We start from the raw sequence: 11650 nt of genomic DNA on the forward strand, positions 1-11650 counted from the left end.
GCGTCTATCCACTTGGCGCTTCGTCCGCATCATGGATGACCATAGGGATTGCGGAAAGCAGAAGAAGACCGCTGTGAGAGGAGGCGTCCATGGGATCGGTGCGCAAGGCGAGTGCGTGGCTCGGCCTCGTCGACGACAACGATGACGAGCGCTACTACGACGACGACACCTACGAGGGGAACGACTCCGCGGACGCCTGGGTCACGGACCCGCGGGTGAAGGTGGCCACGGACACGGCCGAGGAGAAGGGCCGCCGGATCGGCACGGTCACCCCGGACAGCTTCCGGGACGCCCGCGCCATCGGCGAACTGTTCCGGGAAGGCGTCCCGGTCATCATGAATCTCACGGCCATGGAGCCGTCCGACGCCAAGCGCGTCGTCGACTTCGCGGCCGGCCTGATCTTCGGGCTGCGCGGCTCGATCGAGCGGGTGTCCACCCGGGTGTTCCTGCTGACCCCGGCCAACACGGAGATCGTCAGCGGCGAGCCGGCCGCGCATCGGGGCGACGGTTTCTTCAACCAGAGCTGAGGCAGGGCCGTTCACACCGGCCCTGCCCCCGCTCGGGGGTTCACCGGAAGGCGTCGAGGCCGGTGAGCGCCTTCCCCAGCACGAGCTGATGCATCTCGACGGTGCCCTCGTAGGTGAGGACCGACTCCAGGTTGGTCGCGTGCCGCATCACGGGGTACTCCAGCGAGATCCCGTTGGCCCCGAGGATCGTCCGGGCCGTACGGCAGATCTCGATCGCTTCCCTCACGTTGTTGAGCTTGCCGAAGCTGACCTGCTCGGGACGCAGGCGGCCGGCATCCATACGCCTTCCCAGGTGGTGGGCGAGCAGGATCCCCTTGTGCAGTTCGACCGCCATGTCGGCGAGCTTGGCCTGGGTCAGCTGGAACCCGCCGATCGGCCGCCCGAACTGCTCCCTCGACTTCGCGTACTCGACCGCGGCCTCGAAGCTCGACCTGGCCGCGCCCATCGCGCCCCACACGATGCCGTAGCGGGCGTGCGAGAGACAGCTGAGCGGGCCGCGCAGCCCCGTGCCCTCCGGCAGCACGGCGTCGGCGGGCAGCCGCACGTCGTCCATGACCAGTTCGCTGGTGACGGACGCCCGCAGCGACCACTTGTGCTTGATCTCGGGCGCGGAGAACCCGGGACTGTCGGTCGGTACGACGAACCCGCGGATGCCGTCCTCGGTCTGCGCCCACACCACGGCGACCCCGGCGACGGTTCCGTTGGTGATCCACATCTTGCGGCCGTTCAGCACCCAGTCGGTGCCGTCGCGCTTGGCGTGGGTCCGCATGGAGGCCGGGTCGGAACCGACGTCGGGCTCGGTCAGCCCGAAGCATCCGATGACCTCACCGGCGGCCATCCGCGGCAGCCAGGTCTGCTTCTGCTCCTCGCTGCCGAAGCGGTGGACGGCGTACATCGCGAGCGAGCCCTGCACGGAGACCAGGGAGCGGATGCCGGAGTCGGCGGCCTCCAGCTCCAGACAGGCCAGTCCGTACTGCACGGCGGTCGCCCCGGCGCACCCGTACCCCTGGAGGGACATCCCGAGCGCCCCGATGCCGCCCAGCTCCTTGGCCAGCTCCCGGATCTGCGGCAGTTCCCCCCGCTCGTACCAGTCGGCGACGTACGGGAGCACCCGCTCCGAGGCCCACCGCCGCACGGTGTCCCGCACGGCAAGATCCTCGGCATCGAGCAGGTCGTCGATCCCCAGCGGATCGGCCGGATCGAACGCAGGCAACTTCGAGGACACGGCAACACCTTCCGACGCGGGAAACTAGCACCGCTAACAACAGCGACGGCCAGACGCTACGACGCCCACCACGTCCCGTCCACCCCGGCTCGCGGAACGCAGAACCACCGGCAGACAGCCGCCGACGCACATCAAGCCCCACGAGAGGGCCGGGCATCCCGAGAAACAGTCACGGGCGGTGCGGGCGGGAAAACACCACACCCACGGCCGGAAAGCCGCCCACGGCGAGCAGCCCCGCAGGGCTCACACCGAGACCCGGGTCTCCGCGACGCCCCGAGGCGCGGGCAGCTCCACTCCGACCTCGACCTCCTCGCACTGCATGATCCGCGGCAGCCGCAGCGCCATCACCGCCCCGGCCAGCAACAACGCCGCACTGACCAGCAAAGTCACATGCAGCCCGTGCACGAAGGAGTCCCGCGCGACCCGCCGCAGCGTGTCCCCCGCGTCCCCGCCGAGCCGCCCCGCCACCGCGTACGCCTCCCCCAGCGAATGCCCGGCCGAGGCGGAGGCCGACCCGGGCACCCCGGGAACGGAGGCCACCCCGGGCGCGTACGCCGCGTTCATCACGGACCCGAGCAGCGCGATCCCGATGCCCGCGCCCAGCTGGTACGAGGTCTCGCCGATCGCCGCGGCCCCGCCCGCCTGCTCGGCCGGCGCCTCGCTCAGCATCGACTCGTACGCCCCGAACAGCGTCGTCTCCAGCCCGAACCCGAGCAGCACGAACCCGGCCAGCAGCAGCCCCGCGTTGTCCGAGCGCCCCATCCCGAGCAGCACCAGCACGGCCGCCGCCGTCATGCAGAACCCCGCGCACACCATCCGCCGGGGCCCGAACCGCCGCAGCATCCGCGCCCCGAACAGCCCCGCGGCCATCGCCGCGATGGTCAGCGGCAGCAGCCGCAGCCCGGTCTCCAGCGGCGACAGCCCGAGCACGAGCTGGAGGTACTGCGCCGCGATCAGCTCCAGGCCGACCAGCGCGAGCATCGCGAGGACGATGCACCCCACCGACGTACTGAAGGCGGGGCGCGCGAACATCCGCAGATCCACCAGCGGGTGCGCGCGGCGGCGCTGCCGCCGTACGAAGAGAGCGAGCAGTACGGCGCCGACCACGAGCGGTACCAGCGTGAACACGCTGCTCGCGGCCTCCCCGCCGCCGAGCCGCTTCACGCCGAGGACGACACCGAAGAGTCCGGCGGCGGCCATGAGCGCGCCGACGACGTCCCAGGGCCCGCGTCCGTCACCGGTCGACTCGGGCAGCAGCAGCCGCCCGACGGGCAGACAGACGAGCATCAGGGGGATGTTCACCAGGAACACCGAGCCCCACCAGAAGTGCTCCAGGAGGAAACCGCCGAGCAGCGGCCCGACGGCCGCGCCGACCGCCGCCACCGCGCTCCAGATGCCGATCGCGAGCGCCCGCTCCCGCCGGTCGGGGAAGACCTGGCGCAGGATCGACAGCGTCGCCGGCATGATCATCGCGCCGCCGACGCCGAGCAGCGCCCGCGCGAGGATCAGCACCTGTGGATCGGACGCGAAGGCGGCGAGCGCGGAGGCGACCCCGAACAGGGCGTAGCCGAGCAGGAGAATGCGTCTGCGGCCCACGCGGTCACCGAGCGTGCCGAAGAGGATCAGCAGCGAGGCGCAGACGAGCGGATAGGTGTCGACGATCCAGAGCAGTTCTATGGCACCGGGCTGGAGGTCCTCCGTGACGGCGGGCACCGCGACGTGCAGCACGGTCGCGTCCACCGCGACGAGCAGCAGGCTGGCGCAGAGGACCACGAGGACGACCCAGCGGTTGGCACCGGCCCCGGTCGGCCGACGGCGTACGAGCAGCGCAGCCGTGGTCGTCCTGGACATGTACGTACCTCCCAGAAGTCCCTCGCGTACGGCGGGCTCACAGGGTGGGGACTCCCCGTGACGACGGCCGGAGCGGAGCGGCAGCCCCGGCCCGCGCAAACGGATACGCGAGATCCGTCAGCGTACGCGAGTTCGTGCCTCGGTCGCGTGGCGGAACTCTCACCCGTGTCCCGGAAGAGTGTGGCGTACGCCACTCCTCGCGCCTTGTTCCACGTCAGCGGGGGCGGGGCGGTTCCCGGCACACCGGATAATCGAGCCCGTGACCGATCTTGACACGCACGTGGCACCGGCCCCCTCGGCCCTGCGGCGGGCGGCCCCGGCCCTTCTCGGGTACGTGGCCGTGCGCGCGCTGGGCCTGCTGGTGCTGGCCGTCTGGAGCGCCGCGCGGGACAAGAGCGCGCACACCCTGCTGACGGCCCGCTGGGACTCGCTCTGGTACACCCGCGTGGCCGAGCTGGGCTACGGCTACGAGGTGCGGCTGCCGAACGGCGACGTGCACTCCAACCTGGCGTTCTTTCCGCTGCTGCCCTGGCTGGAGCGCGGTCTGCACGCGGTGAGCCCGCTGCCGTACGCCGACGCCGGGCTGGTCGTGTCCCTGCTCGCCTCGCTCGCCGCGGCGTGGGGTGTCTTCGCGGTGGCCGACCATGTGTACGGGCGCCGGGCCGGGGTGTGCGCGGTGCTGCTGTGGGCGGTGCTGCCGGTCGGGATCGTGCAGTCGATGGCCTACAGCGAGTCACTGTTCACCGCGCTCGCGGCCTGGTCGCTGTACGCGGTGCTGACCGGCCGCTGGATCACCGCGGGCACGCTGGCCGCGCTGGCGGGTCTGACCCGCCCGGTGGGCCTGGCGGTGGTCGCGGCGGTGTGGGCGGCGGGGATCGTCTCCTTCGTCCGTGAGTCCCGCGAGTCCCGCGAGTCCCGTGAGTCCGGCGAGTCCGAGCAGCTGACGGAGGGCGGTGGGACCCGTGGGTCCTCTTTCGCGTGGCCTCGGAGCGGGGCCGTCCGCCCCCGCGCGCGGGACGTCTCGCACGCCCCCGCGCCCGTGCCCGCCGACGGCGCGCCGGGGTGGCGGTGCGCCCTGGGCCTGCTGCTCGCGCCTCTGGGCGCCGCCGGTTACGTGCTGTGGGTCGGCCATCGCACCGGCAAGGGCCCGCTCGGCTATCTGGACGTCCAGGCGGGCTGGCGCAACGGCTTCGACGGCGGCTACGCCTTCGCGTGCTTCGTCGCGGAGAAGTTCACCTCGGTCCCGGGCGCCTTCGCCGGTCTCGCGCTGATCGCGGGCGTCGCACTGGTGATCCGGCTGTACGTCGTGGGCGTGAGGCAGGGCCAGCCGCTGCCGCTGCTGGTGTACACGGGCGTCGTCACGGCGCTGGCGCTGTGCGCGTCGAGCTACTTCGGCTCGAAGCCGCGGCTGCTGATGCCGGCGTTCCCGCTGCTGCTGCCGCTCGCCCTGGCCCTGGCCCGGGCCCGTCCGCGCAGGTCCGCGGCGGTGCTCGCGGCGGTGGCCGCGGCCTCGGCGGTCTACGGGGCGTTCTGGCTGAACGGGTCCGGCCCGCCCTGACCACCCGCACACGCCCGGTGAATTCCACACCATGCCCCGGTGAACGAATTCGTAAGGGCGGCAAAACCAGATGCCGGAATGATCAAAGGAATTGAAGGGAAGCAGTCCACTCGATTTCGGATTCCGTGGAAATAGACCGGCTCCTGAGAGGAATCCCACATCACATCGTCATTACGAAGCCCGTGCTTCCGCCGGTTGTCTAGCTCACTCCCTGTAACGTCGATTACGTGCGTACCGAACCAAGGCTGACCCGGCTGGACCGGATCTTCGCCAGACTGGACCGCGAACCCGAACGGCCCGTCCTCGACGTGCCCCGGATGACGCGGCACCGTGTGGTGCTCTTCGGCGCGACCCTGGCCTTCTACGCCGCGATCGTGCTCGCCGTCGCGGCCACGACCTGGCTGGTCCAGATCGACTGGCAGGCCATGCTCTTCCGGCCGTACCAGCAGTGGCCGGAGATCCACGCCTTCCTCGACTACTGGGTCGTCCTCGGCCAGCGCGGCCCGACGGCCGTGATGGTGGCGGCCTGGCTCGGCTGGCGCTCCTGGCGGCAGCGCACCCTGCGGCCGCTGCTGGCCTTCGGCACGGCCGTACTGCTGCTGAACATCACCGTGGGCGCCGTGAAGTACGGCCTCGGCCGCTCGGGACCGCACTACGCGACCGAGGTCGGCTCCAACGAGATGTGGCACTGGTTCCAAGCCGGAAGCGACATATTTCCCTCGGGTCACACCGCGAACGCCGTGGTGACCTGGGGCATCCTCGCCTATCTGGCCTCCACGCCCTGGACCCGGCGCTGGCTGTCGGCACTGTCGGCCGTACTGTCCCTGAGCGTCGGACTGACCACCGTGTACCTCGGCACGCACTGGCTGAGCGACGTCCTGCTGGGCTGGGTCGCGGGCCTGCTGGTGCTGCTGGCACTGCCCTGGTTCGAGCCGCTCATCTCCAGGGCCGAGGAGTTCCTGCTGGACCTGCGCGACCGCTGGGCCGGCCGCCGGACCGCCACCGTCCCGGTGCCTGTCCCGGTGCTCACCCCGCTCGCGGCCACCGAGGGCGGAGACACCGCGCCGGTGCGCGAGACCATCCCCTCCTCGGCCGCCCGCGCGCCGCGGCCCCCGGCCTACCTGGCCCCCGGCCCGCACACGACCCGCGCGGAGCGCACCCCGGTCACCCCGGTCGGCAGCCGCCGCCCGCCGCACTCCGACCGCCACCCGCGCGGCGCGGGCTCCACGTCCCGCCCGCTGACCGGCGGCTGACCGGCGGCTGACCGGCCCCAGGACCACGGGACGCAGGTACGCACGCACCACCCGCCCCGCACGGCGAAGGCCCCGGTTCCCTCGACGGGAACGGGGCCTTCGGCGTCGTCAGGCCGGTATCCGGCGGGGTCAGCCCTTCCACGCGCGCGTGACGCGGCCCGCGCGGACCTCGAAGTTCAGCCTGCCCTGGCGGTACTCCATGGTGACGATCGCGCCCGGCGGCAGCGAGCGGACGGTGGTCCAGCCCCGCTCGCGCGCACGCCGCTCCGCGCCGGCGGCGTCGAGGCCGACGTAGGCGTCGGGTTCGTCCTGGGGTTCGGCGGCGGGTTTCGGTATCGGTGCCATGCCGCCACGCTAGGCGCAAACCCCCGTACGGGGAAGGCGGACCCGGGGCGGGCGGCGGCGGCCACGGGGCGTGACGGTCCCCGCCCGGTCACGCTTCTGTCACAAGATCACTACACGGGTTTCGGCCGAACTCCGTCACACGGACGACGGCTTCCGTAACCCTTCCGCAGGCATTCGAACGAAATTCCCGCGTGTCGCCGGGCGTCGCGGAATTACTCGACGGAAAGTGCCCCGAGGACTGTCTGCGGACCCATTCCATTCCGATTCCGGACGGACGCGCGAGGCATCGCAAGCACGGACGAAATGCACGGCCGCGGCGGCCCTGGGCGACGAGCGAAGGGGCGAGCCAGCGATGGGGACGCAGACCGTGCGGGCCGCGGCGGAACCCGTGCACCGCAAGCGACGCGGGCGGGTACTGGTGGACTGGCTGACCACCACGGACCACAAGAAGATCGGCCATCTGTATCTGATCACGGCGTTCGTGTTCTTCCTGGTCGGCGGGGTGATGGCGCTGCTGATGCGCGCCGAGCTGGCCCGCCCCGGACTCCAGCTGGTGTCCAACCAGGAATTCAACCAACTGTTCACCCTGCACGGCACGATCATGCTGCTGCTGTTCGCCACACCCAGCTTCGCCGGGTTCGCCAACGAGCTGATGCCGTTGCAGATCGGCGCCCCCGACGTGGCGTTCCCCCGGCTGAACATGCTGTCGTTCTGGCTGTTCCTGTTCGGCGGCCTGATCGTGCTGGGCTCGCTGCTGACGCCGGAGGGGCCGGCCGCCTTCGGCTGGTTCGCCTACGCGCCGCTCAACAGCCTGGAGCGCTCGCCCGGCGTCGGGCCCGACCTGTGGATCATGGGGCTGGCACTGGCCGGCTTCGGCACGATCCTCGGCGCGGTCAACTTCGTCGCGACGATCATCGGGATGCGCGCGCCCGGCATGACCATGTTCCGGATGCCGATCTTCACCTGGAACACGCTGTTCACGTCTGTCCTGGTCCTGATGGCGTTCCCGGTGCTCGCCGCGGCGCTGCTGTGCCTGGAGTCGGACCGCCGGTTCGGCAGCCACATCTTCGACGCGGCCAACGGCGGCGCGCTGCTGTGGCAGCATCTGTTCTGGTTCTTCGGGCACCCCGAGGTGTACATCATCGCGCTGCCGTTCTTCGGCATCATCACCGAGATCATCCCGGTCTTCAGCCGCAAGCCGATCTTCGGCTACACGGCCCTGGTCGGCGCCACCATGGCGATCACCGGGCTCTCGGTGGTGGTGTGGGCGCACCACATGTTCGCCACGGGCGCGGTGCTGCTGCCGTACTTCTCCTTCATGAGCTTCCTGATCGCCGTGCCGACGGGCGTGAAGTTCTTCAACTGGACCGGCACCATGCTGCGGGGCTCGCTGTCCTTCGAGACGCCGATGCTGTGGGCGGCGGGCTTCCTGGTGACGTTCCTGTTCGGCGGGCTGACCGGGGTGATCCTGGCGTCGCCGCCGATGGACTTCCATGTCACCGACTCGTACTTCGTGGTCGCGCACTTCCACTACGTCGTGTTCGGCACGGTGGTCTTCGCGATCTTCGCCGGGTTCTACTTCTGGTGGCCCAAATTCACGGGCCGGATGCTCGACGAGCGGCTCGGCAAGATGCAGTTCTGGATGCTGTTCGTGGGCTTCCACACCACGTTCCTGGTCCAGCACTGGCTGGGCGCCGAGGGCATGCCGCGCCGGTACGCCGACTATCTGGCGGCCGACGGCTTCACCGCGCTGAACACCGTCTCCACGATCGGCGCCTTCCTGCTCGGCCTGTCGACGCTGCCGTTCCTCTACAACGTGTGGCGGACCGCGCGGTACGCCGAGAAGGTCGGGGTCGACGACCCCTGGGGCTACGGCCGCTCGCTGGAGTGGGCGACCTCCTGCCCGCCGCCGCGGCACAACTTCAGCACCCTGCCCCCGGTCCGCTCGGACTCCCCGGCGTTCGATCTGCACCACCCGCAGTACGCGGCGCAGGCGCAGCACCACCCCGTTCAAGAGCACGGCTCAGCCGGTCCCTTGCCGTCCTGATCGAGTCGGTCAGCCCGGCGGGCTCCAGCACCTCGAACTCGAGGCCCAGCATCATCACGTGCACGACCATCACGTCCAGGCTCGCGGCGCCCGTGCGCAGCAGGCAGGTGTCCCCGGTCCCGGAGGGCTCCGGCTCCAGCACCCCGGCCGTGGGCGAGACGTACTGCGCGGCCTGCTCCAGGGGCACCAGCAGCCGTACGACGGCCTGCGCGGCGTAGGCGCGCGTGGAGACGCCCCGGGAGACGTACGCGGCGAGGTCCTCGGCGGGCGGTTCGCGCGGGACGAAGCGGGGGCCGTGCGGTGGCCGGGGGCGGATGCGGTCGGCGCGGAACGTGCGCCAGTCCTCCCGGTCGAGGTCCCAGGCGACCAGGTACCAGCGCCGCTCGGAGCACACCAGCCGGTGCGGCTCGACCGTACGGCGGGTGGGTGCGCCGCCGTGGTCCTCGTACTCGAAGCGCAGCCGTTCGGCGTCGCGGCACAGCCCGGCCAGTTCGGTCAGCAGCGTGGGGTCGACGGACTCGGGGCCGGTGCCCCGCAGCATCGGCACGGTGAAGGCGTTGAGCGCGCCCACCCGGCGGCGCAGCCGGTGCGGCAGGACCTGTTCCAGCTTGGCCAGGGCGCGCACCGAGGACTCGCCGATGCCCTCGACGCCCTGTCCGGCGGCGGTGCGCAGGCCGACCGCGACGGCGACGGCCTCGTCGTCGTCCAGCAGCAGGGGCGGCAGTTCGGCCCCGGCGCCCAGTTGGTAGCCGCCTCCGGTGCCGGGGCTGGCGTTCACGGGGTAGCCCAGTTCGCGCAGCCGGTCCACGTCCCGGCGCACGGTGCGGGCGGTGACGCCGAGCCGGTCGGCGAGCTCCGCCCCGGACCACTCGCGGTGGGCCTGGAGGAGCGAGAGCAGGCGCAGCAGTCGGGCCGAGGTCTCCAGCATGGTGACAGTCTGGCGCAGGTCCGCTCAGGGCTCGTAGGGCAGTTGGGGCACCACGAAGCAGGTGTCGTTCATGTCCGACTGGGTGACCCAGCCCGAGCCGTCCCTCCAGCGCGCCACCGACAGACAGGTGCGGCGGGTCGTGGGCGGCTCGGGCAGGCGCGCGAAGGTCACGGGCAGCAGCAGTCCGCCGGCGGTGTATCCCTCGCTGCGGTTCATGAAGCCGTCGACGCACGTGCGCGTGACGCCCTCCTCGGCGCAGGACGTCGCCGCCTCGGTGAACCACCGGGCGGCCGCCCAGCCCTCCAACTGCCACTGGGAGTGCGTCGGCAGGCCCTCGGTCGCCTCACGGAACTCCCGTACGGGTGCGAAGGACATGTCCTGGAAGTTGCGGCTGGAGCCGGTCGCCCACAGGGCGTTGCGGCAGCGCGGCGCGTCCTTGTAGTCCTCGGCGACGGCGGAGGTCCAGTTCTGCACATTGGTGACCTTGGCGGTGACACGGGCGCCGACGTCGTCCATGGCTGCGCAGAGCCGGGCGTTGCCATGGCCGTCGATGGCGTCGAAGACGAGGTCGGCGCCCTGTTCCTTCAGGTCGGCCGCGACCGCGCGGAAGTTGGGCAGCGCGAAGTCGACCTGCTCGGTGACGACCTTGTAGCCCTCGGCCCTCAGGCCGCGCTCGACGAGGCGGGCGTAGGAGGCGGAGGCGGCCTGGTTGTAGGAGACGACGGCGGCGGTGCGGGCGCCGTGCTCGCGTCTGAAGTAGCGGTAGATCTCGGTGCCGCCGTACAGCCTGCCGTCCCAGCCGGGAGTGCCCGCGCGCGGCGCGAGACTGCCGTAGATCCCGTACAGGTGCGGCCAGGTGTCGTAGGCGGCGCCCACGGGCTGGCCCCCGATGTCGGGCACGCCCGCGGCGGAGACCCGGGAGGCGCCCGCGTAGTCCAGGGCGGTGGTGGCGACCAGGGCGACGACCCGGTCCTCGTCGATCAGCCGGTGCACGCACTCGTTGTTGCCGACACCGCTGCCGCCGTCGTCACATTCGGTGACCTCCACACGGCGGCCGTCGATGCCGCCGCGCGCGTTGAGCCGGTCGAACCAGGCCTTGGCGCCGTCGCGCGGGCCGGTGAACGCGGTGCCGCCGACGGGGCTGGTGGCGCTGGTGACGATGCCGACGCGGATCGGGGCGGCGCCGGGCGGCGGTGACCCGCCACCGCCGCGGTCGCGGTGCTCGAAGTCGCTCTCCGGCAGCCTGCTGCCGCACGCGGCGGCGAGCAGGGTCAGCAGCGCCGCGGCGGCGGCCTCAGCAGCCCGGGATCGGCGACTGGGTCGCACTGCCGGTCCGGCTCAGCTGCACCAGCGCGCACAGGGTCTTGGCGGACACCTTCCAGGTGCCGTCCTCCTCGACGGCCGTGCCCGCGGCTCCGGGCAGCGCGGTCTGCCCCTGGAGGGTGAGGCTGTACGTCACGTTCGCGTCGGTCGGCGAGGTGAACGCGACCTCCTGAACCACCGCCTGGACCTGGCCGCCGCGTTCGTCGCCGCTGAACGCCTGGAGCACCGGGGCCATCCGCTCGCCGTTCTCCAGGACGGCCAGCTTGTCCTCGGGGGCGGTCTTCGGGTCGAAGAACTTCGCCCAGTTGGCCTTGATCTCCGCCTCGGCCGCCTGCGGGTCGGCGGGCTGTCCGGCGACGGGCTCGCTCGTCGTCGGGAGCACGCTCGGCGTCTGAACGCTCGGTACCGGAGGGCTGGTCGTGCCGCCGCCACCCTCGTCGTCGCTGCACGCGGCGAGGGCCGGGGCGAGGAACAGGGCCAGGGCGGCCGCCAGGGCCGTAGCCCGCACGCGCCCGCGCCGTGCCGTCCCCCACCTGATGAGGTCGCTCCCGAGAACCATCTGGCTCACCGCCGGGTGTCGGTCCGGGCCGTGA

The 11650-nt window shown here is 71.7% G+C and carries 9 protein-coding genes and 1 pseudogene; 4 read left to right on the plus strand and 6 right to left on the minus strand.

The annotated features are described in order from the left end of the window. The first annotated feature begins 89 nt into the window (after positions 1–89). Positions 90–527, plus strand: a complete 438-nt coding sequence (locus ACZ6SQ_RS04025) for a cell division protein SepF (RefSeq protein ID WP_386376974.1) — start codon at positions 90–92, stop codon at positions 525–527. A 40-nt stretch (positions 528–567) separates the two neighbouring features. Here ACZ6SQ_RS04025 and ACZ6SQ_RS04030 read toward each other — a convergent pair whose 3' ends face one another. Further along, positions 568–1740 carry an acyl-CoA dehydrogenase family protein gene (locus tag ACZ6SQ_RS04030; protein WP_469556621.1) on the minus strand — a complete coding sequence of 391 codons (1173 nt, stop codon included), beginning with the start codon at positions 1738–1740 and terminating at the stop codon, positions 568–570. A gap of 255 nt (positions 1741–1995) precedes the next feature. Then, positions 1996–3603, minus strand: coding sequence for an MFS transporter (locus tag ACZ6SQ_RS04035; protein WP_469556531.1), 1608 nt, complete (start codon positions 3601–3603; stop codon positions 1996–1998). Between the two features lie 259 nt (positions 3604–3862). On the opposite strand from ACZ6SQ_RS04035, the gene ACZ6SQ_RS04040 reads away from it, so the two are divergent. Both ACZ6SQ_RS04040 and ACZ6SQ_RS04045 read left to right on the plus strand, forming a co-directional pair. Then, positions 3863–5161 carry a mannosyltransferase family protein gene (locus ACZ6SQ_RS04040; RefSeq protein ID WP_469556535.1) on the plus strand — a complete coding sequence of 433 codons (1299 nt, stop codon included), beginning with the start codon at positions 3863–3865 and terminating at the stop codon, positions 5159–5161. Positions 5162–5388: 227 nt separating this feature from the next. After that, the gene (locus tag ACZ6SQ_RS04045; protein ID WP_469556537.1) at positions 5389–6414 is read left to right on the plus strand and encodes a phosphatase PAP2 family protein; all 1026 of its coding nucleotides are present in this window, start codon (positions 5389–5391) and stop codon (positions 6412–6414) included. 129 nt (positions 6415–6543) lie between these two features. On the opposite strand, the gene ACZ6SQ_RS04050 is transcribed toward ACZ6SQ_RS04045, so the two are convergent. After that, positions 6544–6759 carry an I78 family peptidase inhibitor gene (locus ACZ6SQ_RS04050; RefSeq protein ID WP_356695314.1) on the minus strand — a complete coding sequence of 72 codons (216 nt, stop codon included), beginning with the start codon at positions 6757–6759 and terminating at the stop codon, positions 6544–6546. A 352-nt stretch (positions 6760–7111) separates the two neighbouring features. Between ACZ6SQ_RS04050 and ctaD the strand changes: the two are divergent. Beyond that, positions 7112–8794 (plus strand): annotated as a pseudogene (ctaD, locus tag ACZ6SQ_RS04055) (aa3-type cytochrome oxidase subunit I); the annotation flags it as partial. Here ctaD and ACZ6SQ_RS04060 read toward each other — a convergent pair. From ACZ6SQ_RS04060 to ACZ6SQ_RS04070, 3 genes are read right to left on the minus strand one after another with little or no spacing between them, the layout of a single operon-like run. Continuing rightward, positions 8682–9734 carry a helix-turn-helix transcriptional regulator gene (locus ACZ6SQ_RS04060; protein WP_469556541.1) on the minus strand — a complete coding sequence of 351 codons (1053 nt, stop codon included), beginning with the start codon at positions 9732–9734 and terminating at the stop codon, positions 8682–8684. The pseudogene ctaD and the gene ACZ6SQ_RS04060 overlap by 113 nt on opposite strands. A 24-nt stretch (positions 9735–9758) precedes the next feature. After that, the gene (locus tag ACZ6SQ_RS04065; RefSeq protein WP_469556545.1) at positions 9759–11060 is read right to left on the minus strand and encodes an ABC transporter substrate-binding protein; all 1302 of its coding nucleotides are present in this window, start codon (positions 11058–11060) and stop codon (positions 9759–9761) included. Beyond that, positions 11029–11616: an MTB12 C-terminal domain-containing protein gene (locus ACZ6SQ_RS04070; RefSeq protein ID WP_469556547.1), complete on the minus strand. Its 588-nt coding sequence runs from the start codon at positions 11614–11616 to the stop codon at positions 11029–11031. The genes ACZ6SQ_RS04065 and ACZ6SQ_RS04070 overlap by 32 nt, the downstream gene beginning before the upstream one ends. Positions 11617–11650: the final 34 nt, after the last annotated feature.

The organism is Streptomyces sp. NPDC048600, from assembly GCF_055587025.1.

Excerpts from the sequence above, each read along its gene's own strand:
- ACZ6SQ_RS04025 (WP_386376974.1), top strand. The coding sequence starts at position 90 with ATGGGATCGGTGCGCAAGGCGAGTGCGTGGCTCGGCCTCGTCGACGAC.
- ACZ6SQ_RS04035 (WP_469556531.1), bottom strand. The coding sequence starts at position 3,603 with ATGTCCAGGACGACCACGGCTGCGCTGCTCGTACGCCGTCGGCCGACC.
- ACZ6SQ_RS04050 (WP_356695314.1), bottom strand. The coding sequence starts at position 6,759 with ATGGCACCGATACCGAAACCCGCCGCCGAACCCCAGGACGAACCCGAC.
- ACZ6SQ_RS04060 (WP_469556541.1), bottom strand. The coding sequence starts at position 9,734 with ATGCTGGAGACCTCGGCCCGACTGCTGCGCCTGCTCTCGCTCCTCCAG.
- ACZ6SQ_RS04070 (WP_469556547.1), bottom strand. The coding sequence starts at position 11,616 with ATGGTTCTCGGGAGCGACCTCATCAGGTGGGGGACGGCACGGCGCGGG.